This is a genomic window from Nocardioides sp. W7 (genome assembly GCF_022919075.1).
GTDB lineage: Bacteria > Actinomycetota > Actinomycetes > Propionibacteriales > Nocardioidaceae > Nocardioides.
In genome coordinates this window covers 803,671-829,856 of sequence record NZ_CP095078.1, presented here as the reverse complement: position 1 = coordinate 829,856, position 26,186 = coordinate 803,671, and the positions used below count along the sequence as shown (strand labels likewise).

The 26,186-nt window shown below is 73.1% G+C and carries 29 protein-coding genes; 14 read left to right on the top strand and 15 right to left on the bottom strand.

Going from position 1 to position 26,186, the window contains the following annotated elements; genetic code table 11:
* Positions 1 to 95: 95 nt before the first annotated feature.
* From MUB56_RS03990 to MUB56_RS03975, 4 genes are all read left to right on the top strand, one after another.
* Positions 96 to 1,802 carry a DUF429 domain-containing protein gene (locus MUB56_RS03990; protein WP_244930625.1) on the top strand — a complete coding sequence of 569 codons (1,707 nt, stop codon included), beginning with the start codon at positions 96 to 98 and terminating at the stop codon, positions 1,800 to 1,802.
* Positions 1,799 to 2,383, top strand: coding sequence for a GNAT family protein (locus tag MUB56_RS03985; protein WP_244930624.1), 585 nt, complete (start codon positions 1,799 to 1,801; stop codon positions 2,381 to 2,383). The genes MUB56_RS03990 and MUB56_RS03985 overlap by 4 nt, the downstream gene beginning before the upstream one ends.
* A gap of 133 nt (positions 2,384 to 2,516) precedes the next feature.
* A complete protein-coding gene (locus tag MUB56_RS03980; RefSeq protein WP_244930623.1) occupies positions 2,517 to 3,698 on the top strand; it encodes a cytochrome P450 in 1,182 nt (393 codons plus the stop codon).
* The gene (locus tag MUB56_RS03975) at positions 3,695 to 4,249 is read left to right on the top strand and encodes a TetR/AcrR family transcriptional regulator (protein ID WP_244930622.1); all 555 of its coding nucleotides are present in this window, start codon (positions 3,695 to 3,697) and stop codon (positions 4,247 to 4,249) included. Before MUB56_RS03980 ends, MUB56_RS03975 begins: the two co-directional genes overlap by 4 nt.
* Positions 4,250 to 4,263: 14 nt before the next feature.
* Here the strand turns inward: MUB56_RS03975 and MUB56_RS03970 are convergent, their stop codons facing one another.
* The gene (locus MUB56_RS03970; protein WP_244930621.1) at positions 4,264 to 5,253 is read right to left on the bottom strand and encodes an LLM class F420-dependent oxidoreductase; all 990 of its coding nucleotides are present in this window, start codon (positions 5,251 to 5,253) and stop codon (positions 4,264 to 4,266) included.
* Between the two features lie 44 nt (positions 5,254 to 5,297).
* Between MUB56_RS03970 and MUB56_RS03965 the strand changes: the two genes are divergently transcribed.
* Entirely contained in the window at positions 5,298 to 5,801 is a 504-nt protein-coding gene (locus MUB56_RS03965; RefSeq protein WP_244930620.1) for a DUF664 domain-containing protein, read from the top strand.
* On the opposite strand, the gene MUB56_RS03960 is transcribed toward MUB56_RS03965, so the two are convergent.
* The 3 genes from MUB56_RS03960 to MUB56_RS03950 form a co-directional block, all read right to left on the bottom strand.
* Entirely contained in the window at positions 5,715 to 6,398 is a 684-nt protein-coding gene (locus MUB56_RS03960; protein WP_244930619.1) for a DUF4396 domain-containing protein, read from the bottom strand. The two genes, MUB56_RS03965 and MUB56_RS03960, sit on opposite strands and share 87 nt — an antisense overlap.
* Positions 6,399 to 6,552: 154 nt before the next feature.
* Positions 6,553 to 8,046: an SDR family NAD(P)-dependent oxidoreductase gene (locus MUB56_RS03955; RefSeq protein ID WP_244930618.1), complete on the bottom strand. Its 1,494-nt coding sequence runs from the start codon at positions 8,044 to 8,046 to the stop codon at positions 6,553 to 6,555.
* Between the two features lie 9 nt (positions 8,047 to 8,055).
* Positions 8,056 to 9,330: an MFS transporter gene (locus MUB56_RS03950; protein ID WP_244930617.1), complete on the bottom strand. Its 1,275-nt coding sequence runs from the start codon at positions 9,328 to 9,330 to the stop codon at positions 8,056 to 8,058.
* A 183-nt stretch (positions 9,331 to 9,513) separates the two neighbouring features.
* Between MUB56_RS03950 and MUB56_RS03945 the strand changes: the two genes are divergently transcribed.
* The gene (locus tag MUB56_RS03945) at positions 9,514 to 9,744 is read left to right on the top strand and encodes a DUF4287 domain-containing protein (RefSeq protein ID WP_244930616.1); all 231 of its coding nucleotides are present in this window, start codon (positions 9,514 to 9,516) and stop codon (positions 9,742 to 9,744) included.
* 30 nt (positions 9,745 to 9,774) lie between these two features.
* Here MUB56_RS03945 and MUB56_RS03940 read toward each other — a convergent pair whose 3' ends face one another.
* The 3 genes from MUB56_RS03940 to MUB56_RS03930 are packed head-to-tail and all read right to left on the bottom strand — an operon-like array spanning position 9,775 to position 11,894.
* Entirely contained in the window at positions 9,775 to 10,839 is a 1,065-nt protein-coding gene (locus tag MUB56_RS03940) for a glycoside hydrolase family 6 protein (RefSeq protein ID WP_244930615.1), read from the bottom strand.
* Positions 10,840 to 10,885: 46 nt separating this feature from the next.
* Positions 10,886 to 11,491 (bottom strand): maleylpyruvate isomerase N-terminal domain-containing protein, encoded by a 606-nt coding sequence (locus MUB56_RS03935; RefSeq protein ID WP_244930614.1) that lies wholly within the window; start codon positions 11,489 to 11,491, stop codon positions 10,886 to 10,888.
* A gap of 1 nt (position 11,492) precedes the next feature.
* Positions 11,493 to 11,894 (bottom strand): VOC family protein, encoded by a 402-nt coding sequence (locus tag MUB56_RS03930; RefSeq protein ID WP_244930613.1) that lies wholly within the window; start codon positions 11,892 to 11,894, stop codon positions 11,493 to 11,495.
* Between the two features lie 115 nt (positions 11,895 to 12,009).
* Between MUB56_RS03930 and MUB56_RS03925 the strand changes: the two genes are divergently transcribed.
* From MUB56_RS03925 to MUB56_RS03905, 5 genes are all read left to right on the top strand, one after another.
* Positions 12,010 to 12,369: a YciI family protein gene (locus MUB56_RS03925; protein ID WP_244930612.1), complete on the top strand. Its 360-nt coding sequence runs from the start codon at positions 12,010 to 12,012 to the stop codon at positions 12,367 to 12,369.
* Positions 12,366 to 13,565 (top strand): sigma-70 family RNA polymerase sigma factor, encoded by a 1,200-nt coding sequence (locus MUB56_RS03920; protein WP_244930611.1) that lies wholly within the window; start codon positions 12,366 to 12,368, stop codon positions 13,563 to 13,565. The genes MUB56_RS03925 and MUB56_RS03920 overlap by 4 nt, the downstream gene beginning before the upstream one ends.
* Positions 13,566 to 13,598: 33 nt before the next feature.
* Positions 13,599 to 15,530 (top strand): M3 family metallopeptidase, encoded by a 1,932-nt coding sequence (locus MUB56_RS03915; protein WP_244930610.1) that lies wholly within the window; start codon positions 13,599 to 13,601, stop codon positions 15,528 to 15,530.
* A gap of 205 nt (positions 15,531 to 15,735) precedes the next feature.
* A complete protein-coding gene (locus tag MUB56_RS03910; protein WP_244930609.1) occupies positions 15,736 to 16,431 on the top strand; it encodes a PadR family transcriptional regulator in 696 nt (231 codons plus the stop codon).
* Complete coding sequence (locus tag MUB56_RS03905) at positions 16,428 to 16,841, top strand: DUF1707 domain-containing protein (protein ID WP_244930608.1); 414 nt, start codon at positions 16,428 to 16,430, stop codon at positions 16,839 to 16,841. The genes MUB56_RS03910 and MUB56_RS03905 overlap by 4 nt, the downstream gene beginning before the upstream one ends.
* A 95-nt stretch (positions 16,842 to 16,936) precedes the next feature.
* Here MUB56_RS03905 and MUB56_RS03900 read toward each other — a convergent pair whose 3' ends face one another.
* The 7 genes from MUB56_RS03900 to MUB56_RS03870 form a co-directional block, all read right to left on the bottom strand.
* Positions 16,937 to 17,542 carry a response regulator transcription factor gene (locus tag MUB56_RS03900; protein ID WP_244930607.1) on the bottom strand — a complete coding sequence of 202 codons (606 nt, stop codon included), beginning with the start codon at positions 17,540 to 17,542 and terminating at the stop codon, positions 16,937 to 16,939.
* Complete coding sequence (locus tag MUB56_RS03895) at positions 17,539 to 18,684, bottom strand: histidine kinase (protein ID WP_244930606.1); 1,146 nt, start codon at positions 18,682 to 18,684, stop codon at positions 17,539 to 17,541. The genes MUB56_RS03900 and MUB56_RS03895 overlap by 4 nt, the downstream gene beginning before the upstream one ends.
* A 28-nt stretch (positions 18,685 to 18,712) precedes the next feature.
* Positions 18,713 to 19,504, bottom strand: a complete 792-nt coding sequence (locus MUB56_RS03890) for an ABC transporter permease (protein ID WP_244930605.1) — start codon at positions 19,502 to 19,504, stop codon at positions 18,713 to 18,715.
* A complete protein-coding gene (locus tag MUB56_RS03885) occupies positions 19,501 to 20,409 on the bottom strand; it encodes an ABC transporter ATP-binding protein (protein ID WP_244930604.1) in 909 nt (302 codons plus the stop codon). The genes MUB56_RS03890 and MUB56_RS03885 overlap by 4 nt, the downstream gene beginning before the upstream one ends.
* A gap of 95 nt (positions 20,410 to 20,504) precedes the next feature.
* Positions 20,505 to 21,182, bottom strand: a complete 678-nt coding sequence (locus MUB56_RS03880; protein WP_244930603.1) for a Crp/Fnr family transcriptional regulator — start codon at positions 21,180 to 21,182, stop codon at positions 20,505 to 20,507.
* A 102-nt stretch (positions 21,183 to 21,284) separates the two neighbouring features.
* Positions 21,285 to 21,629, bottom strand: a complete 345-nt coding sequence (locus tag MUB56_RS03875) for a thioredoxin domain-containing protein (protein ID WP_244930602.1) — start codon at positions 21,627 to 21,629, stop codon at positions 21,285 to 21,287.
* Positions 21,626 to 22,024, bottom strand: coding sequence for a MerR family transcriptional regulator (locus tag MUB56_RS03870; protein WP_244930601.1), 399 nt, complete (start codon positions 22,022 to 22,024; stop codon positions 21,626 to 21,628). Before MUB56_RS03870 ends, MUB56_RS03875 begins: the two co-directional genes overlap by 4 nt.
* 111 nt (positions 22,025 to 22,135) lie before the next feature.
* On the opposite strand from MUB56_RS03870, the gene MUB56_RS03865 reads away from it, so the two are divergent.
* The 3 genes from MUB56_RS03865 to MUB56_RS03855 are packed head-to-tail and all read left to right on the top strand — an operon-like array spanning position 22,136 to position 25,094.
* Positions 22,136 to 23,350 carry an acyl-CoA dehydrogenase family protein gene (locus MUB56_RS03865; protein ID WP_244930600.1) on the top strand — a complete coding sequence of 405 codons (1,215 nt, stop codon included), beginning with the start codon at positions 22,136 to 22,138 and terminating at the stop codon, positions 23,348 to 23,350.
* A gap of 2 nt (positions 23,351 to 23,352) precedes the next feature.
* The gene (locus tag MUB56_RS03860; RefSeq protein WP_244930599.1) at positions 23,353 to 24,486 is read left to right on the top strand and encodes an aromatic acid exporter family protein; all 1,134 of its coding nucleotides are present in this window, start codon (positions 23,353 to 23,355) and stop codon (positions 24,484 to 24,486) included.
* Positions 24,483 to 25,094: a hypothetical protein gene (locus tag MUB56_RS03855; protein ID WP_244930598.1), complete on the top strand. Its 612-nt coding sequence runs from the start codon at positions 24,483 to 24,485 to the stop codon at positions 25,092 to 25,094. The genes MUB56_RS03860 and MUB56_RS03855 overlap by 4 nt, the downstream gene beginning before the upstream one ends.
* Positions 25,095 to 25,213: 119 nt before the next feature.
* On the opposite strand, the gene MUB56_RS03850 is transcribed toward MUB56_RS03855, so the two are convergent.
* Positions 25,214 to 26,173 (bottom strand): LLM class flavin-dependent oxidoreductase, encoded by a 960-nt coding sequence (locus MUB56_RS03850; RefSeq protein WP_244930597.1) that lies wholly within the window; start codon positions 26,171 to 26,173, stop codon positions 25,214 to 25,216.
* Positions 26,174 to 26,186: the final 13 nt, after the last annotated feature.

Sequence of the window (26,186 nt, the reverse complement as noted above, 5' to 3'; positions counted from 1 at the left end):
AGGTGCGAAGGACGAAGTCCTGAGATGATCCATAGGACCGTCTCGCTTCGCTCGCACCTCAACCGGCGTCGGGCCGCGTAGGGCAGGGTGGGTCCGTGCACTACGTCGGTCTGGACCTCGCTTGGGGCCCCAAGGGCTCGACCGGCGTGGCCGTCATCGATCCCGACGCGCGCCTGCTGCACGTCTCGACCCGGCGCAGCGACGAGGAGATCGACGCCGCGCTGGCGCCGTACCTCGACGAGAGGTGCCTGGTCGCCATCGACGCGCCGCTCATCGTGCGCAACCCCACGGGGTCGCGGCCGGCGGAGAAGGCGCTGAGCAAGGACTTCCGCCGCTTCGAGGCCGCGACCCACCCCTCCAACACGGGCAAGCCCGAGTTCGCGGACGGTGGCCGGGCCTGGCACCTGGCGAAGCGGCACGGCCTGGACGTGAACCCGCGCTCGGGTCGCGCACGGCGGGCCATCGAGGTCTATCCGCACCCGGCGACGATCGTGCTGTTCGGGCTCGGGCGGACGCTGAAGTACAAGCACAAGCAGGGCCGCGACCTGGAGCTGCTCCGCTCGGAGCTGCTGGAGCTGATGCGCCACGTCGAGTCGGTCGTCACGGTCGAGGAGACCTGGGCGGCGCTGCGGCGACAGGTCGAGCAGGCCACCCGCAAGAGCGAGCTGCGGGTCGTCGAGGACCAGGTCGACGCGGTCGTCTGCGCCTACGTCGGGCTGTTCTCCGACCACTGGCCGGACCGGACGACGACGTACGGCGACCCGGACCCGGGCTGGGAGCAGGGCTACATCGTCACCCCCGCGCTGCCCGACGAGAGCGAGGTGATCGACCGGGCCGTGCGGGAGTACGCCGCCGGCCACGCCGCGCTGGTCGAGGCCGGGCAGCAGGCCCTCGCGCTGACCACCGCCGTGCTCGACGAGGCGGGCATCAACTACCTGACCGTCACCGGGCGCACCAAGACGGTCTCGTCGTTCGCCGAGAAGTCCCGTCGGGTCGCCGACGGCAAGCCGCTGTACACGGACCCGCTGCGCGAGATCAACGACCAGATCGGCATCCGCGTCATCACCTACGTGCAGAGCGACGTCGACGCGGTGGCCGACCTGCTGGCCGACCAGGTCGTGGTCAAGGACGACCGCGACATGGGCCGCGAGACCGCGCGCGAGGGCCGGTTCGGCTACGCCAGCCGGCACCTGCTGGTCGAGCTCGACCCCGCACGGGAGGGCCAGTCGGCGTACGCCGCGCTCCGCGGGCGGGTCGTCCAGGTCCAGGTCCGCACGGTCCTGCAGCACGCCTGGGCGGAGTTCGAGCACGACATCCGCTACAAGGGTCAGATGCCGGCCGAGCATGCCCGCGACTTCGACCGGCGGTTCACGCTCGCGGCCGGGCTGCTGGAGCTGGCCGACCGGGAGTTCTCCACGATCCGCGACAAGCTCCGCGAGGCGGCCGCCCCGGCGCCCGCCCCGGAGGCCGACGACGACCCGCGCCTGGACCCGCGCGAGCTGGCCGCCTTCCTGGCCGGGCAGTACGCCGATGCCGGCTGGTCGCGCACCGACCACTACGCCTGGATCTCCGGGCTGCTCCTCGAGCTCGGCATCACCTCCCTCGACGAGCTCGGCGACGCGATCCGGCCGACCACGACGATGGGGCTGAGCGAGCGGATGGACTACCGCTACCCGCCGGGTGCCGTCCGCCGGCTCGACGACGCCCTGCTCGCCGTCTTCGAGGAGCGCTACGTCGAGCTGCACGGCAACGCGCACCGCGCCCCGCTGCTGCGCCAGCGGCTGGAGAAGATCCGGGCGTGAGCGGCGTGTTCGACCGGGTCGCCTGGCCCGTGCTGACCGAGCGGCTCTCGCTGCGGCCCGCCGTACCGTCCGACAGCGACGAGGTGTGGCGGATCCGCTACTCGCCGGGCGTCTCCGACTGGCTGACCTACCGGGTCGAGGACGTCGAGGTGTGGCGCGAGAAGTTCAACGACCCCGAGCGGCTCGACCGGACCCTGGTCCTCGAGCTCGCAGGCGATCCCGGCCGGGTCGTCGGCGACCTGATGCTGCTGATGCAGTCGCCGTGGTCGCAGGCGGAGGTCCGCGAGTCCGCCCGCGACACCCAGGCGGAGCTCGGGTGGGTGCTCGACCCGGCGTACGCCGGCCGCGGCCTGGCCACCGAGGCGGTCCGGTCCCTGCTCGGCATCTGCTTCGACCAGCTCGGCCTGCGTCGGGTCGTCGCCAACTGCGTCGCCGCCAACACCGCGTCCTGGCGGCTGATGGAGCGGGTCGGCATGCGCCGCGAGGCCCACCACGTGCGCGCCGAGCTGCTGCGCGACGGGACCTGGGCGGACGGGTACGGCTACGCGATCCTCGCGGAGGAGTGGGAGTCGTCGGGGTAGTCCGTCACATGAGCGGGCCCATGCGGCCGCTGGGCCCCGCTGGTGTGACGGAGTACCCCGGCCCGCCCGACCCGCCCGACCCGGCCGGCAGGACTCGCTGGACAATCTCGCTCGAATGTCTCACGCTCGACACATGGCAGATCTGGTGTCGTACCGTCCCGGCGGGGGCGAGGCCTGGCGCGACCCGTGGCCGTCGTACGCCGCGCTCCGCGACCGCGACCCCGTCCACCACTCGGTGGCGGGCGGCTTCTCCGTGCTCAGCCGGCACGCCGACGTGCTGGCCGCGGCGATCGACCATCGGACGTTCTCCTCGGCGCAGGGTCTGACGGTCGGGTACGGCGAGCTCGACCGGATCGGGATGGCCGACAGCCCGCCGATGGTGATGCAGGACCCGCCGGTGCACACCGCGTTCCGCCGGCTGGTGGCGCGCGGGTTCACGCCGCGGCAGGTGGCCTCGCTGGAGCCGCAGGTGCGGGCCTTCGTGACCGAGCGGCTCGACCGGCTGGCCGACGCGGGCGAGGGTGACGTGGTGGCCGAGATGTTCAAGCCGCTGCCCAGCATGGTGGTCGCCCACTACCTCGGCGTCCCGCCGGAGGGCCGGGACCGGTTCGACGGCTGGACCGACGCGATCGTGACGGCCGGGGCGGCGGGGGACGCCCTCGACGCGACCGACGCGGTCACCGCGATGCTCACCTACTTCAACGAGCTCGTCGAGCTCCGGCGCCGCGAGCCCGGGGACGACACCGTCTCCCACCTCGTCGCGGCCGGTGCCGACGGGCCCGACCTGCTGGCCGTGCTTGGCTACGTCTTCACGATGGTCGCCGGTGGCAACGACACCACGACCGGCCTGCTCGGCGGCGCGGTGCAGCTGCTCGCGGAGCGCCCGGACCAGCGGGCGCTCCTGGTGGCCGACCCGTCGCTGGTGCCCGACGCGGTGGAGGAGCTGCTCCGGCTCACCTCGCCGGTGCAGGGTCTCGCCCGCACCACCACGCGCGAGGTGACCATGCACGGTGTCGAGGTCCCCGCCGGTCGCAAGGTGCTGCTGCTGTACGGCGCCGGCAACCGCGACCCGCGCCGATACGGCCCGGACGCCGCCGAGCTCGACGTGACCCGCCGGCCGACCCAGATCCTGACCTTCGGGCAGGGCAACCACCACTGCCTGGGCGCGGCGGCGGCCCGGCTGCAGGCCCGGGTCGCGCTCGAGGAGCTGCTGCGGCGCTTCCCGTCGTACGACGTGGACGCGGCGGGCGTGACGTGGGCTCCCGGGCCCTACGTCCGGCGACCGCTGACCGTGCCGTTCCGGACCGCAGGATGAGCGACTGGCTCGGCGACGACCGGTCGCGGATCGCGGCCGAGCGGATCCTCGACGCGGCCGCGGAGCTGTTCGTCCAGCGCGGTGTCGGGTCAGTCGGGATGGGGGAGATCGCGACCGCGGCCGGGTGCTCGCGGGCGACGCTCTACCGCTACTTCGCCGACCGTCGGGAACTGCACGTCGCGTTCGTGCACCGGGAGGCGCAGCGCGTCGGTGAGCGGGTCCGGGCCGACGTCGCGGGGATCGACGACCCCGCGGAGCGGCTCGCGGCGGCGGTGCTCGGCGCCGTACGACGGGTCCGCCGGACGCCGACGCTGGCCGCCTGGTTCCGGGCGGCAGACGTCGCGGCGACCGCCGAGTTGGCACAGTCCTCGGCGGCCGTCGAGGCGCTCGGGGCGGGGGTCGTCGACGATCCGGACGCCGCGCGCTGGCTGGTGCGCGTGGTGCTGTCGCTGCTCGCCCTGCCCGGGCGCGACGATGCCGAGGAGGCCGAGCTGGTGGCGCGGTTCGTCGTGCCCGGCCTGGTGGGTCGGGTGCCTGAGGGTACGGCGTAGCGCGCGACCGACTCTCAGCCGGCTGCCGCCCGCAGGCGCTCCAGCAGGGGTCCGGCCGCCTCGTCGAGGAACCGCTGCTGCAGCCGGTCGCCCACCTGGACCAGCGCGACGTCGGTGAAGCCCGCCTCCCAGAACGGCCTGACCGACTCCACGATCGCGTCCAGGTCGGGCCCGCACGGGATCTGCTCGGCGACGTCGTCGGGCCGCACGAACTGCGACGCGCCCGCGAAGCCGGCGGGGGTGGGCAGGTCGGCGTTGACCTTCCAGCCGCCGGCGAACCAGCGGAACTGCTCGTGCGCCAGCTCCACCCCCTCCTCGGCCGTCGGCGCCCAGCAGATCGGGAGCTGCCCGATCGCCCGGGCGCCGTCCGCCCCGATCGTGGACGCACCGGAGGTCGCGTTCCAGGACTCCACCAGGTCGGCGCGCGGCTCCACGGCGACCAGGTGGTCGGCCAGCGGCGCGAGGTCGGAGACCGATCGGTCGCCGGAGACCGCGACCCCGATCCCGACGGGCTGCTCGGGCAGATCCCAGATCCGGGCCGACTCGACGTCGAAGTGCGCGCCGCGGAAGTCGACCAGCTCGCCCCCGTGCAGTGCGCGGATGATCTCGATCGCCTCCTCCAGCATCTCCTGGCGTACGCCGACCGCCGGCCAGCCGGCGCCGACGACGTGCTCGTTGAGGTTCTCCCCGCTGCCGAGGCCGAGGGTGAACCGGCCCTCGGCCAGGATCTGCAGGGTCGCGGCCTTCTGCGCGACGACGGCCGGGTGGTAGCGCAGCGTCGGGCAGGTCACGTAGGTCATCAGCCCGACCCGCTCGGTCGCCTGGGCGATCGCGCCGAGCACCGTCCAGGCGTACGGCGCGTGCCCCTGCTCGGTCAGCCAGGGCGAGTAGTGGTCGCTGGAGACCTCGAAGTCGAAGCCGACCCGCTCCGCGGCGACGGCGTACCGCACCAGCTCGCGCGGGCCGCTCTGCTCGGTCATCAGGGTGTAGCCGAAGGACGTCATGCCGCGCCGGTAGCCCGTTGTGCGGGCGCCGTAACGTCGGGGCCATGACCCCAGCAGAGCTCCTCGTCGAGTCCTTCGAGCGCGTCCTCGAGAGCGGTACGGCGCTCGTCGACGGCCTCACCGCCGACCAGCTCGCGCACCGGCCCGCCCCGGACGCGAACCCCATCGGCTGGCTGGTCTGGCACCTCACCCGGGTCCAGGACGACCACGTCGCCGACGTCGCCGGGATCGAGCAGGTCTGGACGGCGCAGGGGTACGCCGACCGCTTCGCGCTGCCGTTCGAGGACGGCGACATCGGCTACGGGCACAGCAGCGCGCAGGTCGACCAGGTGCGGGCGGAGGCGGACCTGCTGGCGTCGTACCTCTCGGCCGTTTACGCGCAGACCGTCGGCTTCCTCCGCGAGCTGGGCGAGGACGACCTGGACCGCGTCGTGGACGAGCGCTGGGACCCGCCCGTGACGCTAGGCGTGCGGCTGGTCAGCGTCGTCAACGACGACACCCAGCACGTCGGCCAGGCTGCGTACGTGCGGGGTCTGCTCGGGCTCTGAGTCGCTCTCGAGCTCATCGGCCACGGAGACGACGAGCCCGCCGAGCATGAAGGCGACGATGGCGGCGACCAGGGTGGCCGTCGGGAACGTCGGGAGGTAGCGCCGCGCGCCGGTCACCTCGGCCGGCGCGCCGTGGAAGCGGTGGGTGAGGGCGTGGCCCCGGCCGCGGGCCAGCAGGTAGCGGTTGACCGGGTAGGCGGCGAGGAACGCGGCCGTCAGCGCGATCATCATGCCGATCCAGAAGACGCTGTTGACCAGGCCGGCGTCCATCGCGCCCGGGATGATCGCCATCACCAGGTTGTCGACGACCTCCATGGTGGCGATGGAGAGGGTGTCGGCGGCCAGGACGACGCCGAGCGCGGCGCCCAGCCCGAGCCCCGCCTTGACCAGCGGCAGGGTCGAGAGGGTGTAGCCGAAGAGGAACGCCAGGCCGACGGCCAGCACGATCGTCCAGCCGCTGCTCAGCCCGATGGCGGTGCCGATCATCAGGCCCGCGACCTCGCCGATCGCACAGCCGGTGAGGCAGTGCAGGGTGGCGCTGAGCGCCATCGACCGGGTGCTCGTGGAGTCGTGCTCGTGGTGGTGGGTGCCGTCCATGGAGTTCGCAACCAATACCCACGGGGGGTATATTCCCGGGTCGCGCCGGCCGACCGCGCCGGCTGTAACGCGGTGTCCAGGAACCTTGTGCGGTGCTGCAGCACCGCACAGGGGCAGCGGACACCGCGTTACAGCGGCGGGCCCGCCGGCCGACTCACCAGGGACTGGGGACGTAGTCCTTCAGGAAGTGCCCGTACAGGTCGACGCCCGCCTCGCCCTGCACGATCGGGTCGTAGACCCGCGCCGCGCCGTCGACCAGGTCGAGCGGGGCGTGCCAGCCCTCGGCGGCGATCCGCAGCTTCTCCTGGTGCGGACGCTCGTCGGTGATCCAGCCGGTGTCGACGGCGGTCATCAGGATCTGGTCACTCTCGAACATCTCGCCGGCCGAGGTCCGGGTGAGCATGTTCAGCGCGGCCTTGCTCATGTTGGTGTGCGGGTGGCCCGGGCCCTTGTAGCGGCGCGAGAACTGGCCCTCCATCGCGGACACGTTCACGACGTACGCCCGCCGCGCACCGGCGTGCACCGCCGCGCGCATCGAGGCCCGCAGCCGCGAGATCAGCAGGAACGGCGCGGTCTGGTTGCACAGCTGGACCTCGAGGAGCTCCAGCGGGTCGACCTCGTCGACGTGCTGGGTCCAGGAGTTGGTCCGCTGCAGGTCGGGCAGCAGCCCGCCCGCGTCGACGGCGGTGCCGTCGAGGTGCCGCTCCAGCGACGCGTGGCCGGCGGTCAGCGCCAGCGCGGTCAGGTCGGCGGCGGTGCGGGCGGCGACGGCCGCGCCGGACTCGGGATGCGAGTGGACGTGCTCGCTCAGCGCGCCCGCGATCATCGCCGGGTGTGCCTCGCTGACGTGGTCGAAGGTGACCATCGACGGCAGCGCGACATCGGTCGGCAGTGGGGCCGACTCCATCTCCACCAGTCGCGAGTAGGCGCCCGGGCTGCGGCGTACCGTCTGGCAGGCGTTGTTGATCAGGATGTCCAGCGGGCCCGCGGCTGCGACCTCGTCGGCCAGCGCGACGACCTGGGTCGGGTCGCGCAGGTCGATGCCCACCACGTGCAGCCGGTCCAGCCAGTCGGCGGAGTCGTCCATCGCGGCGAAGCGGCGTACGGCGTCGCGCGGGAAGCGGGTGGTGATCGTCGTGTGCGCGCCGTCGCGGAGCAGCCGCAGGGCGATGTACATGCCGATCTTCGAGCGGCCACCGGTGAGCAGCGCGCGCTTGCCGCTCAGGTCGGTGCGGGCGTCGCGCTTCGCGTGCGAGAGCGCGGCGCAGCTGGGGCAGAGCCAGTGGTAGAACGCGTCGACGAGGGTGTAGTCGTTCTTGCAGATGTAGCAGCCGCGCGGGTTGATCAGCTCGCCGGCGAAGGCCCCGGTCGTGTTCGAGACCAGCGGGATGCCGGCGGTCTCGTCGTCGATCCGCATCGCCGACCCGGTGGCCGTGGCCTCGGTGACCGCCCGGTCGTGGGCCAGCTCCGACTCGCGCTTGCGGGTCCGGCGCTCGCGCTTGAGCGCCTTGTACATGTGCGACGCCGCGTGCTTGACCGTCCGGATGTCGGGGTGGTCGTCGGGGAGCTCGTGGAGCTGGGTGAGGACCCGCACCGTGGTGGCGAGGTCGTCGGGGTCGATCCCGTCGACCTGTTCGCGGCTGTGCACCGGTGGAGTCTAGGTGTGGGTGCGGGTGATCCGATAACGGACGAACGACGGCACGACGAGCGCCGCCACCACGGTGCCGATCACGACGAGTACGCCGCCACCCGCGGCAGCCGCCGCCGTACCGACCGCGGCCGCGGCCGCGCCGTGCAGCACGTCGGCGAGTCGCGGCCCGCCGGCCACCACCACGATGAAGACGCCCTGCAGCCGACCGCGCATCTCGTCGGTCGCCGCCGACAGCAGCATCGAGGTCCGGAACGCGGCCGAGGCCATGTCGGCCGCGCCGCCGACGACCAGCAGCGCGAGCGCCAGGAGGAGCATCGCCTCCGGCCACCGGTCGGCCAGCCCCACCGCGAGGCCGAAGCCGGTCATCGCGGCGCCCCAGACCAGGATGCAGACGATCACGGCGAGGCCCTGCCGCTCCACGCGGGAGACCCATCCGCTGAAGATCCCGCCGAGGACCGCGCCGGCGGGGATCGCCGCGAAGAGCAGCGCGAAGACCAGGCCGCCCTCGTCCGAGCCGCCGAAGTCGACGTGGGCGATCTCCGGGAAGAGCGCCCTCGGCATGCCGAAGAGCATCGCGATGATGTCGACGACGAACGACATCAGCAGCACCGGCTGGTGACGCAGGTAGGCGAAGCCCTCGACGACCGCCCGGATGCCCGGGGCCGCACCGGTCGCGATCGCGCCGAACCGCGGCAGCCGCACCACCGCCGACAGCGTCGCGAACAGCGTCAGCGTGTCGATCAGGTAGAGCCAGGAGAACCCCACGAACGGGATGAGCACCCCCGCGACCAACGGCCCGGCGATCGCGCCCGCCTGGAAGACCGTCATGTTGAGCGAGTTCGCGGCCGGCAGCAGCTCGGCGCTGACCAGTCGCGGCAGCAGCGCGCTGCGCGTCGGCTGGTTGACGGCGAAGAACGCCTGCTGCACGGCGAACAGCGTCAGCAGCAGCCACACGTTCGTCGACCCGGCCGCCGCCTGCGCGAAGAACAGCCCGCTCGTCACGATCAGCCCGATCGTGGTGACCACCATGATCGAGCGGCGGTCGAAGTGGTCCGCCAGGGCGCCGCCGTACAGCCCGAACACGATCAGCGGGACCAGGCCGAACAGGCCGGTGAGGCCGACGTACGCCGACGATCCGGTGTCGGCGTAGATCTGCGCCGGGACGGCGACGACCGTCAGCTGCGCGCCGATGACGGTGATGATGTTGGCGACCCAGAGCCGGCGGAAGTGGTCGTTGCGGAGGGGTCGGGTGTCGGCGACCAGAGCCCGGAGTCGCGACACGACGCAGAACGGTACGCGCGCGTCGATGAGTCCCTGGCGCGGGCCCGGTCTGCAGGAGCAGCGTGGCGACGAACGTCATGCGATCTGGGGGTCCGGAGGCTCGATCCGCATGACGTCCGCGGGCCGAAGTCCGCGGGCGACCGGGTGACTTCCGGCTGGCGGAGAGACTGGAAGGATGTCGCGATGACTGACGAGAAGGTGCAGGGCCCGGCGTCGTACTTCCCCTCGATGGAGAAGAAGTACGGCCGCCCGATCACCGAGTGGAAGGCGCTGCTGCGCGCGAAGGACGGGTACGCCGAGGCCAGGCACTCCGAGCTGGTGACCTGGCTGAAGACCGAGCACGCGATGGGTCACGGTCACGCCAACGCGCTCGTCGCGCACACGCTGGCCGAGGACCGCGGAGCCGCGCGCTGACCTCTGGGGAAGCCGGACGTGCCCCGGCTCTCAGCAGCCCGGGGATTCGGGCCGGCCCAACAGCCGGTCGGCGAGCTGGTCGCACCATTGGCCCGAGGGCGCAGACGAGTTGACCGGCCCGTCGGACTCACCGGGGTGCTTGATCCACAGGGTGCCGTCGAAGGCGCCCTTGAAGCGCAGCCGGGGCGCCGGTCCGAGCCGCGCCCAGGTGGGGTTGATGACGTCGCCGGAGACCGGGTTGGCGGCGCCGTTGCGCGAGACGTCGACGACGTACTTCCTGCCCTTCACGCCCACCTTGCGCAGCTCGCGCAGCAGGGTGCCGGCGTAGGCCTGCTCGGTGGCGGTGGAGCGGAAGTTCGAGACGTTCGTGCTGAAGCCGCGGGCGTAGCGGATGCCGGACTTCTTCAGCAGCGCCGCGCGGCCGGGCACCCCACCGTTGGCGTTGGTCCAGTCGGAGTGCGCGGCGTCGAGGTAGACCCAGGCGCCGGCCCTGGTGAGCGTGCGCGAGGCGTACTTCAGCAGCGCCGGCCACGAGCGGGTGCCCACGCACGCGGAGTTGTCGGCGTAGAACCCGATCGCGTCGGGCTCGAGCACCAGCAGCGGTTTGGCCCGGCTCGCCCGGATCCCCTTCGCCAGCTGCCGCACCCACTTCTGGTACGCCGCGGGGCCGGCGAGTCCTCCCGAGGAGTGCTGGCCGCAGTCGCGGCCGGGGATGGCGTAGACGACCATCGTCGGCGTCTTGCGGGCGGCCTTCGCCCGGCCGAGGTAGTCGCGGGCCGCGGCCCGGACCGACGAGGTCGGGTAGTAGTCGGTGAACCACAGGGCCTGGGGCTGCCGCGAGATCCGCCGGTACGCCGCACCCTGCTGGGCGGCGGGCATCCGCGGGTCGACGTACAACCCGAGTCGCTTGCGCGGGTCCCGCGCCTTCCTCGCCGCAGTCACCGGCGCCGACGGCGAGTCGACGGATCCGACGGAGGCCGAGGCCGAGGCCGAGGCCGACGCCGCGGCGGGCGTCGGCGCCGCGAGCGGGGCGGTCAGCAGGGCACCGACGGACACGAGCGCGGCGAGCAGTCGCGAGGAGCGAGGAGGGAGCACCTGATCAGGGTAGGTGCCCGCTCCGACAGGGCGCGAAGCCACGAGTTCAGGGGACGGGCTGGTCGTCGTCGCGAGGGCCGAACACGCAGATCCCGTCGAGCTGCTCGGAGCTGAGCGGCAGTCCCCACGCGAGCATCTGGGTGCGCGAGCGCCGGGAGAACAGCCCGCGGAAGAGCTCGTACGGCGCCACCCCGTCGACCGTGCCGCCGACCGGCCCCAGCATCATCGGCGCGACGGCCTCGAGGACCGGCCGCCACAGCCGCTCGGCCGGCTCGCCCAGCCCGAACGCCTCGTGCAGGTCGGCGTGGTGGACGGCGATGTCCCACACGATCGCCGGTCGCGGGTTGTCGACCACCGAGACGATCACGGCGCCCTGGTGCGACAGCAGCTCCTCGACGAGGCCGGCGACGGGCAGGTGCCGGCGCTCGCCGACGTGCCGGGCGGTCCACTCCGGGGCGGGTGCCCCGGCCATCCGGCCGGTCACGGAGTCGGCGGCGCCGCCGGCGAGGTGGGCGACCACCTCGTGGGCCGTCCACCCGGGGCTGGCCGGTACCGGGGTGGCGAGCTGGGCGGGCGTCAGCTCGCCGACGAGGGCGGCGACCGCCGTCGCGTTGCCGCGGTAGAGCGATCCCCAGTCCGTCGCGGAGGCCATCTCAGCCGCCGGGGGCGAACAGGCAGAAGGGGTGGCCGGCGGGGTCCAGCATGACGCGCACGAGCTCCTGGGGCTGGTACGCCGCCTGCCGCGCGCCGAGCGCCTCCGCGCGGGCGACCGCCGCGGGCAGGTCGTCGACGCCGATGTCGAGGTGCAGCTGCAGCTGCTGGTCGCCCGGACCGGAGGGCCACGTCGGCGGCGTGTGGTCCCTCTCCAGCTGGAAGGAGAGCCCGGGGGCGACGTCGTCGGTGCCGGGCGGTTTGATGACGATCCACGCGGCGTCCGGCTCGGGCTCGCCGTCGCGGTAGCGGTAGCCGAGGAGCTCGACCCAGAAGCGGGCGAGTCCGGGCGGGTCCGGCGTACCGAGGACGGTGCTGTGCAGGCGAAAGCTGGGCGTCGGCATGGCATCCCCGAAGAAGATCGAAAAAGATGGCTCATCGGTGTCGTACCCGGCGCCCGCAGTTCGTAGACGAAGTGAGAGGCAGCCAGCACGGGCCGCCCGAGACGAGGAGCCAGCGATGACTCAGTACTTCCTGTCCGTCCACCACGACGAGGCCGGCGCCGCCGCGATGGCCGAGCTGACCGAGGCCGATATGCAGCGCATGTTCACCCAGGTGGGTGCGTTCAACACCAGGCTGCAGGCCGAGGGGGCCTGGCTCTTCGCCGGCGGCCTGATGCCGATCGAGCAGTCCACCTGCGTCGACGCCACCGGCGAGAGGCCGATCGTCACCGACGGCCCGTTCTCGGAGTCCAAGGAGTACCTCGGCGGCTTCTGGATCATCGAGGCCGCCGACCTGGACGCCGCGCTCGCGTGGGCCGCCGAGGGCTCGCGAGCCTGCGAGGGCAAGGTCGAGGTCCGACCCTTCCAGTCGGAGTGACCATCGAGCAGATCTTCCGGGAGGAGTACGGCCGGGTGGTCGCCTCGCTGGCCCGGCGCTTCGGCGACCTCGACGTCGCCGAGGACGCCGCGGCCGAGGCGCTCCTGGTCGCGCTCGAGAGGTGGCCCGCCCACGGCGTACCTCCCAACCCGGGCGGGTGGCTCACCACCACGGCCGGCAACAAGGCCCTCGACCGGATCCGCCGCGAGCGCAAGCGCGACGCCAAGCACCAGGCGGCCCTGATGATCAACGACGACACCCCGCACGAGCCGACCGGCATCGTCGCGGACGACCGGCTCCGACTGATCTTCACCTGCTGCCACCCCGCGCTCGCCCCGGAGGCCCGGGTGGCGCTCACGCTCCGGCTGCTCGGCGGCCTCACCGTGGCCGAGATCGCGGCGGCGTTCCTGGTGCCCGAGACGACGATGGCTCAGCGGATCACCCGCGCCAAGGCCAAGATCAAGGGCGCGAACATCCCCTTTCGGGTGCCGTCCGCGACCGACCTGTCGGACCGGCTCGGCGCCGTGCTCGCGGTGGTCTACCTGGTCTTCAACGAGGGCTACCTGTCGTCGTCGGCGGCCGAGCCGCTGCGCGACGAGCTCACCGACGAGGCGATCCGACTCGGCCGGATGCTGCGGACCCTGCTGCCCGACGAGCCGGAGATCGCCGGCCTGCTCGCGCTGATGCTGCTCACCGACGCCCGCCGCCCGACCCGGGTCTCGGGCGGTGAGCTGGTGCCGCTGCACGAGCAGGACCGCGGTGCCTGGGACCGCGAGCTGATCGGGGAGGGGCACGCCCTGGTCCGCGAGTGCCTGGCCCGCAACCGGCCGGGGCAGTACCAGCTGCTCGCCGCGATCAACGCCGTCCACACCGACGCCCCGACCGCGGCCGCCACCGACTGGGGCCAGATCGCCACCCTCTACTCCCACCTCCAGGCGATCGCCCCGAGCCCGTTGGTCGCCCTCAACCGCGCGATCGCGGTCGCCGAGCTCGACGGTCCCGAGGTCGCGCTCGCCGAGGTGGACCGGCTGCCGCTCACGTCGTACCACCCGTGGCACGCGACCCGCGCCGACCTGCTGCGCCGCCTCGGCCGCAGCGCCGAGGCCCGGGAGGCGTACGGCGCCGCCATCGCCGCCACCGCCAACGCCGCCGAGCGGGCCTACCTCACCCGCCGACGCGACCAGCTCGGCTCCTGAACGAGGTCGGCGCCGCCCCCTACGCTTGCCCGCGTGACGCTCTCCCCGCTCTCGCTGCCCAGCTCCGACGACGCCCTCTCCTGGGTCGAGACGTACGCCGACCAGGGGCTCGCCACCGCCCGCCGGCTGGTCGACGAGCTCCGTGCCGAGCCACCCGCGGAGACCCTCGGCGTCCTGCGGGCCTGGGACGAGATCGCGCTGCAGCTCGGCAACGTCGCCGCCGTCGGCTCGCTGCTGTCCAACGTGCACCCGCGCGAGGACGTCCGCACCCGCTGCGAGCAGGCCGAGGTCGACGTCGACCGGCTGGCCACGTCGCTGCGCCAGGACCGCGCCCTGTACGACGTCTTCGCCGCCCTCGATCCCGCCGGCCTCGATGCCCGGGCCGCGCGGCTGCTCGACAAGGTGCTCGCCGACTTCCGCCGCGCGGGCGTCGACCGCGACGACGCCACCCGGGCCCGGCTCGCCGAGATCAACGACCGGCTGACCGCACTCGACCAGGAGTTCGGCCGCAACACCCGTGACGACGTCCGCACCGTCACCGCGCCGGCCGAGCGGTTCGCCGGGCTCCCGGAGGACTGGCTGGAGGCGCACCCCGCGGACGCGGACGGCAACGTCGCGGCCACGACCGACTATCCCGACTCCGTGCCGGTGCGGATGTTCGCCCACGACGCCGCCCTGCGCCACGACATGTCGGTGGCCCTCCTGACCCGCGGCTACCCGCAGAACGAGCCGCTGCTGCACGAGCTGTTCGCGCTCCGCCACGAGCTGGCCACCCTGGTCGGCTACGCCGACTGGGCGTCGTACGACGCCGACGTGAAGATGATCGACTCCGGCCCGGCCATCCCGGAGTTCATCGACAAGATCTCCGCCGCGGCGGCCGAGCCGATGGAGCGCGACCTCGCGGTGCTGATGGCGCGCTACCGCCAGGACCGCCCCGACGCGTCCGAGATCCCCGGCAGCGACGCGTCGTACTACCAGGAGGTCGTGCGGCGCGAGCAGTACGACGTCGACGCCCAGCAGGTGCGCCGCTACTTCGACTTCGCAGGAGTCCGCCAGGGCCTGCTCGACGTCACCGGCCGGCTCTTCGGCCTGTCGTACCTGCCGGTGCCCGACGCACCGGTCTGGCACGAGGACGTGACGGCGTACGACGTCGTCGAGTCGGGCCCTGAAGGTGACGCGGACGAGCCGTTCGCCCGGATCTACCTCGACCTGCACCCCCGCGAGGGCAAGTACAAGCACGCCGCCCAGTTCACCCTCACCGACGGCGTCGCCGGGCGCCAGCTGCCCGAAGGTGTGCTGGTCTGCAACTTCTCCCGCGGGCTGATGGAGCACGACCACGTCGTCACGCTCTTCCACGAGTTCGGCCACCTGGTCCACCACGTGCTCGGCGGCCGCGGCGAGTGGGCCCGCTTCGCCGGGGTCGCCACCGAGTGGGACTTCGTCGAGGCGCCGAGCCAGATGCTGGAGGAGTGGGCCTGGGACGCCGACATCCTGGCCACCTTCGCGACCGACGCCGACGGCGCGCCGATCCCCGCCGATCTCGTGGCCCGGATGCGCGCCGCCGACGACTACGGCAAGGGCATCTACGCCCGGGTGCAGATGTTCTACGCCGCGATGTCGTACTGGTTCCACACCGATCGCCCCGCCGACCTGACCGCCGCCATGCGCGAGCTCCAGGCCCGCCACTCGCCGTTCCCGTACGTCGAGGGCACCCACATGTTCGCCAGCTTCGGCCACCTCGGCGGCTACTCCTCGGCGTACTACACCTACATGTGGTCGCTGGTCATCGCCAAGGACCTGTTCAGCGCCTTCGACCCCGCCAACCTGTTCGACCCCGAGGTCGCGCACCGCTACCGCGACCGCGTCCTCGCGCCCGGCGGCGCCAAGGACGCCGCCGACCTGGTCGCCGACTTCCTCGGCCGGCCGTACTCGTTCGAGTCGTTCGCGGGTTGGTTGGCGCGGTAACGGCGAGGAGATTCACCGCCTAGGTGGAGATTTGCGCGCCTCTGTCGAGATGTTTCACGACAGAGCAGCCAGTTTCTCCACCTGGGCGGTGATTTTGTCTTGAGCCCGCCGACACATCGGCGTACGCTCACGATATATCGCGAACCGTCGCGACAGTCACTCGGACGTCCGGCTGACCGCGATACCCAGAACAAGGAGGTCCCAGATGGGACAGCGTGGATTCAATCGACAGTGGTCGCGGTACGCCGAGGGCCAGTTCCAGCAGCACCCGGGCCGCGGCGGACGCGGCGGCCCCTTCGACGGCCAGTTCGGCGGCTTCGGCGGCTTCGGTGGACGTCAGGGCCCGCCGCCGTGGGTGGCCGGCCTGTTCGGGCTCGACCAGGGCGAGCGCCGGCGGGGCCCGCGGGTCCGCCGCGGTGACGTCCGATCGGCCATCCTCGACGTGCTCCGCACAGCGCAGGAGGGCGATCCGATCAACGGCTACCAGGTGATCCAGCAGATCACCGAGCGGTCCGGCGACGCGTGGCGGCCCAGCCCGGGCTCGGTCTACCCGACCATCCAGCAGCTCCAGGACGAGGGCCTCGTCGAGGTCGACGAGGCCAGCAGGCGTCGTACCGTCCGGCTCACCGAGGACGGCGAGGCGTACGTCGCCGAGCGCGCCGACGAGCTCGCCGCCGTGTGGACGCCCTTCGAGGACCGTGAGCGCGAGGAGCGCAGCGACTTCGCCGACCTCAAGCCGGAGATCGGGCAGGTCATGGGCGCGGTCTGGCAGATCGTCACCACCGGCTCGGAGACCCAGCGCCGCGCGGCCGTCGACGTCCTCGTCGACACCCGCCGCAAGCTCTACGGCATCCTCGCCGAGGGCGACAACGACAGCGTGGAGGAGGCGGACGAGGCATGAGCGAGGCGCAGCTGCGGATCGGCGACGCGGAGCGCGAGCAGGCGGCCGCGGCCCTGGGCGAGCACTTCGCGGCCGGCCGGCTGAGCACCGAGGAGCACGGCGACCGCCTGGACCAGGTCTGGTCCGCGCGCACCCGCGCCGATCTGGTCCCGCTCTTCCACGACCTCCCCGGCCCGGGCAGTACGCCGGGTCGCGCGCCGGAGCGCGCCGGCCGCAGCCGCGGCTACTGGGCGGGTGGGCCGCACCACGGCCTGCCCGCCCCGCTCCTCCTGGTGCTGGGCGTGCTCGTCACGCTGACCGTGCTGACCCACCTGCCGATCGTCCTGCTCGGCCTCGGCGTGTGGGTGTTCGTCGCGTCCCGGCGGCGCAGTCGCCGGCACCACCACCGTCCGGAGCTCGGCTGGCGCTGAAGCGCTCGCGACACCCGATCAAGGTCTCGACCCGCCGGTCGCGACCTCGCGCGGCTCGCTCGACCACCAACGACGGGTCCGCTGGCGCGTCCCCGTCAGATCCAGCCCAGCCGCCGTGCGGTGATGGCGGCGTCGTGCCGGTTGACGGCGTCCAGCTTGGTGACCGCGCTCGACAGGTAGTTGCGCACCGTGCCGGGCGAGAGCGACGCGCGGCGGGCGATCTCCTCGACGGGGGCACCGTCGGCGGCGAGCTCCAGCACGTCGGCCTCGCGCGGGGTGAGCGGACTGTCGCCGGCGGCGATCGCCTCGGCGGAGAGCTCCGGGTCGACGTACCGGCCGCCGGCGTGCACCGACCGGACCACCGACGCGAGGGTCGCGGCGGAGGTGGTCTTCGGCAGGAAGCCGCGTACGCCGGCCGACAGCGCCCGCTTGAGGTGGCCGGGCCGGCCGTGGCCGGTCACGATCACCACCGCGCAGCCGGGCTGCAGGCGGAGCAGCTCCTGGGCGGCCGAGATGCCGTCGGACCCGGGCATCTGCAGGTCGAGGACGGCGACGTCGAACGCCTGGGCGCGCGCGACCGCGAGCACCTCGTCGCCGGACGCGGCCTGTGCGACGACCTCCAGGTCGTCCTCCAGGTCGAGCAGCTGCGCGAGCGCGGTGCGGATCAGGTGCTCGTCGTCGGCGAGCAGGAGCCGGATCACCGGAGCACCCCTGCGTCGCTCAGGCGTACGACGACCGCGAACCGGTCCTCGCCGCCCTCGACCTCCAGCGTCGCGCCGACGCCGGCCAGCCGGGTTGCGAGGCTGCTCAGCCCGGTGCCGTCGCCGCCGTCGGCCGCGGTCGGCCGGTCGTTGGCGACCCGCAGGGCCGCGCCGTCGTACGAGATGACGACGCGGGTCGCCTCCGAGTGCCGGAGCACGTTGGTGACGGCCTCGCGCACCACCCAGCCGGCGGGCTCGTGGAGCTCGGCCGGCAGGTCCTCGACGTCGAGGGCGACCTCGATGCCCGCCGAGCGCAGCAGGGAGCGCGCCCCCTCCAGCTCCTGAGCCAGGTCGGTCGGGCTGTAGCCGCGGGCCAGCTCACGCGCCTCACGGAGCGCCTCGTGCGCGACCTCGCGGACCTCGAGCATCCGGTCTGCGGCGGCCGGGTCGCCCCTCCGGGCCAGCTTGGCGCCCAGCTCGGCCTGCAGGGCGATGGCGGAGAGCCGGCGCCCGAGCACGTCGTGGACGTCGCGGGAGAAGCGCAGCCGCTCCTCGGCGACGGCGAGCGCCGACCTGGTCGCGCGGGCCCGGTCGAGCTCGCGCACCACCCCGAGCAGCCAGAGCGAGGCCCGCACCGTGAAGAGGACGAACAGCGCGATCGCGAGGCCCCCGAGCAGGAACCACGGCTCGCGGGCCGCCAGCGCGGGCGCAGCCGCGAGCACGACGAGCACGGCGGCCGTCGTCCGCCGGCCGCGCAGCCCCACCAGCGACCAGGCCGCGGCCGACCAGAGCAGCATCACACCGAACCCGCGGACCTCGGTCGGCAACGTCAGCACCACCAGGAAGCCGACGACCGACAGTCCGAGGAAGGGCCCGAGGCTGCGCCAGGGGAGCGGGCGGTACGCCGGGTAGAGCGCGATCACGTCGGAGAGGACCCGGTGGGCGGCCAGGGTGACGACGAAACCCCCGACCGCGACCGCGACCGCCAGGCCGCTGTCCTCGGCGGGGACCTCGTGCGAGGCCTGTACCGCGGTCAGGGCGGTGAAGCTCCAGAGCAGCACGTAGAGGGACTGCCGGGTGTACAGGTCGACGCGGTCGACCTGGTCCCGATCGGCCCACGACCGCCACCTGCGAGAGCTCATGCCCCACAGCCTGCCCTGCCGGTGCCGATCACGAACGCGGCTCCCAGCGCATCGACCGGGCGGTCAGCCAGACGCCGAGCGCCGTCCAGGCCGCGAGCACCAGCAGCGGCGGGCCGGCCGCGGCCCAGCTCCCGCCGAAGCCCAGCGTCGGGTCGGTCGAGGTGCCCTCGAGGCCCAGCCACGAGGAGCGCACCAGGTCGGTGATCGCCGCGCCGGGCGTCAGGTCGACCCAGCGCCGGACCTCCTCGGGGAGGCTCACCGCCACCTGGCCGACGACCGCCAGCAGGATCACCGGCATGCTGGTGATCTGGGCGGCCTCGGCGTTCCTGGTCCATGCCGCGGTCCAGAAGGCGAGTACGGCGAAGACCAGGGCCGCGACGAGCACCGCCAGCACGAACAGGACCGGGTTCACCGGGATCGGCGCACCCAGGGCCAGTGCGATCGGGATCGCCGCCAGGCCGACGATCAGCGCGACCGCGACGCCCGGCAGCGCGAGCGACGTCAGCAGCTCCAGGTCGCGGGTCTCCCCGGTCCGGATCCGCTTGAGCACCAGCTCGTCGCGGCGGGTCACGGTCATCGACAGCACGTTGTAGTAGACGGGGAACAACACCGCCATCACCACCGTCGAGGTGAGGGCCATCCCGGCCGCTCCGACCTCGCCGCGGTCGCCGACGAGCAGGAAGGCCATCGGCAGCAACGGCAGCACGAAGCCGTACGCCAGGTTCAGCCGGTTGCGCAGCATCAGCAGCGCGTTGGCCCGGGTGAGGCCGGTCGTGCGTCGCAGGGCGGGGGAGGTGTTCAGGGAGGTCAGGGTGGTCATCGGAGGGCTCCTTCCGGTGCCTGGGCGAGCGCGAGGAACGTCGACTCCAGCGACGCGGAGCGAGCGTCGAGCCGGTCCAGGCGTACGCCGTTGGTGGCGGCCCAGGACAGCAGCTCGGTCAGGGTGGACTGCAGGTCGTCGGTCTCGAGCGTGGTGGTCTCGCCGTCGGGCGTGAGGTACCGGACGGTGGACGGCTGCTGCGCGACGACCTCGGCGATCGTCCCCTCGCGGACGATGCGGCCGGCGTGCATGATCGCGATCCGGTCCGCGAGCTCCTCGGCCTCGTCCAGGTAGTGGGTCGTGAGGAGTACGGCGCTGCCGTCGGCGCGCAGGTCGCGGACCAGGTCCCAGACCCGCCGCCGGCTCTCGGGGTCGAGCCCCGTGGTGGGCTCGTCGAGCATCAGCAGCTCGGGACGGCATAGGAGGGCGCAGGCGAGGTCGAGGCGTCGGCGCTCCCCGCCGGAGAGGGAGAGGACCCGGGTGTCGGCGCGGTGGTCGAGGTCGACCAGCGCCTGGACCTCCTCGACCGGTCGCGGGTCGGTCGCGGTCGCGGCCTCCATCGTGAGGGTCTCGCGGACGGTCAGGTCGCCGGAGAAGCCGCTGTCCTGCAGGACGACGCCGGTACGCCGGCGTACCTCGGCACGGTCGGTGATCGGGTCGAGCCCGAAGACGCGGACCGTGCCGGCGGACGGTGCGGCCAGGCCCTCGACGACCTCGAGGGTGGAGGTCTTGCCGGCGCCGTTGGTGCCGAGGAGGGCGACGACCGTGCCGCGCTCGACGGTGAGGTCGACCCCGCGGACGGCTTCGAACGCCGCGTCACCGGTGCCGTAGGACCGACGCAGGTCGCGGATCTCCAGCGCGGCCTCGAGGACGGGGGGAGGGGGGATTGCCGGTGCGGTTGCCATGTCTCCAGCCTCGCCGCGCCCAGGGGTCCGCGGCAGTGCGGAAGATCAGCAGAACTCCATGACAGATGTCAGGTCGGGTCCGCCACGAGCGAACGTCAGGACGCGAAGGCGCGCAGCCGCTCCTGGTCGCGGATGGTGATGACCCGCTGCTGTACGTCGATCAACCCCTCCGAGGCGAACCGGGCCAGCGCCTTGTTGACCGTCTCCCGGGCCGAGCCGACCAGCTGGGCGAGCTCGGACTGGGTGAGCTGGTGCTCCACGACCACGGCGCCGTCCGCGTTCGGCACGCCGAAGCGCTCGCCGAGCCGGAGCACCATCCGGGCGACCCGGGCGGGGACGTCGGAGAAGACGAGGTCGGAGACCGTGTCGTTGGACGTGCGGAGCCGTCGGGCGAGGTGGCCGAGCAGGGCCCGGACCAAGTCGGGACGGCGGCCGAGCTCCTCGTCGAAGCGGGCGCGGGAGAGCTCGAGCAGGACCGTGGGCGCCACCGCCGTGACGGTCGCGTCCCGGTCGGTGGCGTCCAGGAGGGACATCTCGCCCAGCACGTCGCCCGGGCCGAGGACGGCCAGCATCGTCGGCCGGTCCCGCGAGGCCGAGCGGGTGACCTTCAGGCTGCCGCTGGCCACGACGTACATCGAGGCACCCGGGTCGCCCTGCGTGAACAGCACGCCGCCCCGGTTGAGGTGCACCCGGTGCATGAGAGCGAGCAGCTCGTCGGCCGCGCCCGGGTCGGCTCCTGCGAGGTCGTGCAGGGCCGTGCTGAGCTCGGACACCATCGCTCCTTCGGACTCCACAGATTCGGGCTTGGAGTCAACATGATCGGACATCCGACGGCACCGGCGCGACTTTGGAGCGGATGAGATCGGACACGTCGCTCAGGCGAGGATCCGTTCGAGCTGCTCGAGCAGGGCGCGCCGGGGGCGGCTGCCGACGATCGCGCCGATCTCCTCGCCGCCCCGGAACACCTTCATCGTCGGCAGGCCGAGCACCTTCAGGGCCGCCGCGGTCGCCGGGTGGGCGTCGGCGTCCAGGGTGACCACGCGCAGCCGGTCGCCGAGCTCGGCGGCGACGTCGGCCAGGACCGGACCGAGCTGGTGGCACGGGCCGCACCACGCCGCCCAGACGTCGACCAGCACGGGCGTGGATGAGGCCAGCACCTCCGTGGCGAAGGTGGCGTCCGTGACGGCGGTGAAGCCGGGCAGGGCGGACAGAGTGGTCATGGGATCTCCTCGGGGACGAGCTCGCACCGCGGGACGGGTGCGGTGCGAGCGGTGGCGGCCGCGAGGCGGTCGGCGAGCGTGTCGCGCCGGTCGCCCAGCTGGGCGATCCGGTGCGTCATGTCGGCGATCGCCTCGCGGTAGGTGTCGAGGGAGGCGGGGCAGTCGTCGCCGGACGGACGCCCGGCGTCGAGGCAGTCGAGGAACGGGCGGGTCCGCTCGGCGGTGATGCCGAGCTCTCCGAGCGTCCGGATCTCGCGGATCCGGTGCACCTGCGCCTCGTCGTACTCCCGGTAGCCGTTGGGCAGCCGGCCGGCGCGCACGAGCCCGAGCGACTCGTAGTAGCGCACCGCCTTCACCGTCACCCCCGCACTCCGGGCAACCTCGCCGATCCGCATCCCGACCTCCTTCGCACCATTTCCCGACAAGCCTCGACCCTGACCACAGGGTCAAGGTCAAGTGCGGCGGGACGATTCCCGCCAGGGTTACGCGTGAGTAGGGTCGCTCGCGTGACGACGCCCTCCTTCGAGCTCAGCCCCGACCACCTCGAGCTGCAGCGCTGGCTGCACACCTTCGCCGCCGATGTCATCCGCCCCGCCGCGGCCGAGTGGGACGAGCGCGAGGAGTTCCCGTGGCCGGTGGTCGAGGAAGCGGCCAAGGTCGGCATCTACTCCTTCGACTTCATCGCGACCCAGGCCTTCGACGGGACCGGGCTCGGCTTCCCGGTCACCATGGAGGAGCTGTTCTGGGGCGATGCCGGCATCGGCCTGTCCATCGTCGGCACGTCGCTCGCTGCCGCTGCCGTCCGCGCGAACGGCACCGACGAGCAGGTCGGGGAGTGGGTCCCTGAGATGTACGGCGCCCCGGGCGACCTCCGGCTGGGCGCGTTCTGCTCCTCCGAGCCGGACGCCGGCTCCGACGTCGGTGCGATGCGGACCCGCGCGGTGTACGACGAGGCCACCGACGAGTGGGTGCTCAACGGCACCAAGACCTGGGCGACCAACGGCGGGATCGCCGACGTGCACGTGGTGACCGCGGTCGTGGACCCCGACCTGCGCACCCGCGGCCAGGCGAGCTTCGTCGTACCGCCGAAGACGAAGGGACTCAGCCAGGGCCAGAAGTTCCACAAGCACGGCATCCGCGCCTCGCACACCGCCGAGGTCGTGCTGGACCAGGTGCGGGTGCCCGGCCGGTGCCTGCTCGGCGGCAAGGAGCGGCTCGACGCCCGACTCGCCCGCGCCCGCGACGGCAGCGGCGCCCGGGGCAACGCCAGCATGGCGACCTTCGAGCGCACCCGGCCCGCGGTCGGCGCCCAGGCGGTCGGCATCGCGCGGGCGGCGTACGAGGTGGCCCTCGACTACGCGAAGACCCGCGAGCAGTTCGGCAAGGCGATCATCGAGAACCAGGCGATCGCCTTCGCGCTCGCCGACATGAAGACCGCCATCGACGCCTCGCGGCTGCTGGTCTGGCGGGCGGCGTGGATGGCCAGCCAGGGCAAGACCTTCGAGGCGGCCGAGGGCTCGATGTCCAAGCTCTTCGCCGGCGAGACGGCGGTGAAGGTGACCGGCCAGGCGATGCAGATCCTCGGCGGCAACGGCTTCACGCGGGAGTACCCCGTGGAGCGGTGGGCCCGCGACGCCAAGATCTACACGATCTTCGAGGGCACGTCCGAGATCCAGCGGCTGGTGATTGCCAGGACCATCTCCGGGGCACCTATTCGCTGACGATGGACGCAGCGGGCACGACGACACAGCGGCCCGGGCGTCGCCGCGACCGGTGGCACGACCCGGTCCTGTGGACCGACGCCATCCAGCTCCTCAAGACCGTCGTCGCCGCCGTCGTCGCCTGGGTCCTGGCCACGGACGTGCTGGACCTGTCGCAGTCCTTCCTGGCCCCGTGGTCGGCGCTCCTGGTCGTGCACGGGACCGTCTACCGCACCTTCTCGCAGGGCCTGCGCCAGGTGGTGGCCGCGGTCGCCGGCGTCCTCGTCGCCTGGCTGGTCGGGTGGTCCCTGGGGCTGGACCCGCTGGCGGTCGGGGTGGCGGTCGGGGCCGGCCTGGTGGTGGGGGCGATCGGCTGGTTCAACGACGAGGGCACCACGATCGCGGCGACCGCGCTGATCGTGCTCACCACCGGTTTCGCCGACGACCGCCTCGTGCTGCTGGACCGCCTGCTCGACACCGGGATCGGGATCGCGGTCGGCCTCATCGTCAACGCGCTGGTCTGGCCGCCCCTGCGCCGGCGGGCCGCGGTCGCCGCCCTGGACGCGCTGGACGGCCAGATCGGGGAGCTCCTGGTGGACATGGCCGCCGGGGTCGAGCACGGCTTCCGGCCCGAGGAGGTCGCCGACTGGGTCGAGCGGAGCCGCGGCCTCGACGAGGACCTCGACCGGGCCTGGTCGCTGGTCCGGCAGGCCCGGGAGAGCGCCCTGATGAACCCCCGCCGCGGTGCCGGCGAGTACCGCGACCCGCGCGAGTGGGTGCAGCTGCTGCGCCGGATGGAGCAGGCGCTGGCCGAGATCCGCAGCCTCGCGCGGACCTGCTCCTACGACCAGCTGGTCGAGCCGGAGTGGCAGCCCCGGTTCCGGACGGCGTACGCCGCCGCGCTCCGCAAGGCCGGCGACGGGCTCGTCCGGGCCGACCGTCAGGCGCTGCTGGCCGCCTGGGAGGACCTGGACCGGCTCGTCGACGAGCTGGCCGAGACCCAGCCGGCCCCGCGACTGTGGCCGGTCTACGGGAGCCTCGTGGTGAACCTGCGCAACCTGGTCGACGCGATGGACGAGGTCGCCGCCCAGAACCCGCTCGCCCAGGCGCCGCTCCCGTTCGCGCGGCTGCGCCTGCGTCGTCGGCGGTCGCGGTGAGCCAACCCGCCCGGAGCCGCTTCCGGGGTGCGATCGCGGGGGTCGGTACGAGCTCCGGAGTCCGGATCGTGATCGGCTGCTGGTCGTCCTCGCCGTACGGCGGGTTCGCGGACGCGATGGTCGAGACGGCGCTCGGTCACCGGGTGCTGCTCGCCCCGTCGCCGGAGGTCGCCGAGTTCGTCGCGTCGACGTACTCCTTCGACGAGGTGCGGGTCGAGCCGATCTCGGTCGTCGCCGGCCCCACCGCCTGGACGGTCCGCTCGGACTCCCTCGAGCTCGTCCTGGCCCTCGGTGCGCCGACCGCACTCGGGCGGCTGCTGCGCGTGGTCCCGGCCCGGGTCGCCGAGGCGCCGTGGTGGTGCGCGGTAACCGACCCGGTCGCGCGGGTGGCCCTGCGCGGCGTCCGGACCCGCGGCTCGGCCGGCAACGGGCGGCGGGAGCACTACGGCGCGACCGGAGTACGACGCCTCTCCGCAGCGGCCGGCGCCTTCGACGGGACCGACCTGGGTGTGCTGGCGACCGTCGACCCGCCCCCGCGCTTCGGGTTCTCCTCCACCCCGCGTCGCCCGTCGGTGACCCAGGTGGTGACCACGGTCGTCCCATCGTGATCCGACCCGCCTCAGCCGTCCCTGGAGTCACAGCGATGTCGAGAAACTCATTCCTGGCGCATGAAGCATCTCGACAGGGGCATGAGTTTCACCGCCTGGGCGGAGAATCTCTCGCGCCCTCAGCTCCGCACCGCCGGCAACACCGTCTCGCTGATCGCCCGCAGGCTCGCCCAGGACGGCTCGGCGGGCAGACCGCCGCAGGCGGGGTGGCTGGTGACCAGCCGCAGTCCGGCGCGGCACCGGTCGACGAGGTCGTCGGGCGTGGTGACCAGGTAGACGCCGGCCTGCTGCATCTCCTCGACGCTGCGCGAGCTGTCGACGACGTACGACCCCGCCTCGCCGTGCCACTCCTGGTACGCCGTGGCGTCCGCGAGCAGGTGGTGTCCGTAGCGCTCCCAGAACTCCTCGGGGTCCGCGGCGCAGAAGACGTTGGCCGGCCCGGTGTCGGGGGCGCGCAGCACGAAGCCGGGCTCGCGGCCGAGCGAGCGGCAGGTCGCGTCGTACTCGTCCTTCAGGGCGCGGTCGCCGTGCTGCGGCTGGAAGTTCAGACCCAGCCGGGCGGCCCGGCGCGCGGCGGCGAGTGAGCCGCCGCCGTAGAAGAGGAACGGGTGCGGCTGGGAGTAGGGCCCCGGTGTCGTGGCGCCCGTGGCCCACAGCTCCAGGATCCGAGCGATCCGCTCCTCGATGTCGCGGCCCCGGGTCGACCACTGCCGGTCGTACAGCTCGTACTCCACCGGCCGGTAGCCCAGTCCCAGCGTGTAGCTGACCCGGCCCTTGCTGAGCAGGTCGAGCACGGCGATGTCCTCGGCCAGCCGCGCCGGCTCGTAGAGGTTGACCAGGAGCGCCGAGATCGTGATCGGCACCCGCTCGGTCACCGCCGCGAACGCCGAGGCGACCAGCAGCGGGCTCGGCAGGTAGCCGTCCTCGGCCGCGTGGTGCTCGGAGACCATGATCGCGTCGTGGCCGAGCCGGTCGACGTACGCCGCCTGCTCGACGGCCCGCCCGAACAGCTCCTGACGCTCCTCGGGGGTGACGCCGGGGGCCCGGAGGTCGTAGCGGGTGACGAAGGTAGTGCTCATGGTGCCCACCCTG

Coding starts and splice junctions, on each gene's coding strand:
- MUB56_RS03960 (WP_244930619.1), bottom strand. CDS start 6,398: ATGGACGGCACCCACCACCACGAGCACGACTCCACGAGCACCCGGTCG.
- MUB56_RS03885 (WP_244930604.1), bottom strand. CDS start 20,409: ATGGCAACCGCACCGGCAATCCCCCCTCCCCCCGTCCTCGAGGCCGCG.
- MUB56_RS03945 (WP_244930616.1), top strand. CDS start 9,514: ATGACTGACGAGAAGGTGCAGGGCCCGGCGTCGTACTTCCCCTCGATG.
- MUB56_RS03980 (WP_244930623.1), top strand. CDS start 2,517: ATGGCAGATCTGGTGTCGTACCGTCCCGGCGGGGGCGAGGCCTGGCGC.
- MUB56_RS03890 (WP_244930605.1), bottom strand. CDS start 19,504: ATGACCACCCTGACCTCCCTGAACACCTCCCCCGCCCTGCGACGCACG.
- MUB56_RS03850 (WP_244930597.1), bottom strand. CDS start 26,173: ATGAGCACTACCTTCGTCACCCGCTACGACCTCCGGGCCCCCGGCGTC.
- MUB56_RS03875 (WP_244930602.1), bottom strand. CDS start 21,629: ATGACCACTCTGTCCGCCCTGCCCGGCTTCACCGCCGTCACGGACGCC.
- MUB56_RS03965 (WP_244930620.1), top strand. CDS start 5,298: ATGACCCCAGCAGAGCTCCTCGTCGAGTCCTTCGAGCGCGTCCTCGAG.
- MUB56_RS03910 (WP_244930609.1), top strand. CDS start 15,736: ATGGGACAGCGTGGATTCAATCGACAGTGGTCGCGGTACGCCGAGGGC.
- MUB56_RS03970 (WP_244930621.1), bottom strand. CDS start 5,253: ATGACGTCCTTCGGCTACACCCTGATGACCGAGCAGAGCGGCCCGCGC.
- MUB56_RS03925 (WP_244930612.1), top strand. CDS start 12,010: ATGACTCAGTACTTCCTGTCCGTCCACCACGACGAGGCCGGCGCCGCC.
- MUB56_RS03905 (WP_244930608.1), top strand. CDS start 16,428: ATGAGCGAGGCGCAGCTGCGGATCGGCGACGCGGAGCGCGAGCAGGCG.
- MUB56_RS03930 (WP_244930613.1), bottom strand. CDS start 11,894: ATGCCGACGCCCAGCTTTCGCCTGCACAGCACCGTCCTCGGTACGCCG.
- MUB56_RS03870 (WP_244930601.1), bottom strand. CDS start 22,024: ATGCGGATCGGCGAGGTTGCCCGGAGTGCGGGGGTGACGGTGAAGGCG.
- MUB56_RS03975 (WP_244930622.1), top strand. CDS start 3,695: ATGAGCGACTGGCTCGGCGACGACCGGTCGCGGATCGCGGCCGAGCGG.
- MUB56_RS03935 (WP_244930614.1), bottom strand. CDS start 11,491: ATGGCCTCCGCGACGGACTGGGGATCGCTCTACCGCGGCAACGCGACG.
- MUB56_RS03895 (WP_244930606.1), bottom strand. CDS start 18,684: ATGAGCTCTCGCAGGTGGCGGTCGTGGGCCGATCGGGACCAGGTCGAC.
- MUB56_RS03860 (WP_244930599.1), top strand. CDS start 23,353: ATGGACGCAGCGGGCACGACGACACAGCGGCCCGGGCGTCGCCGCGAC.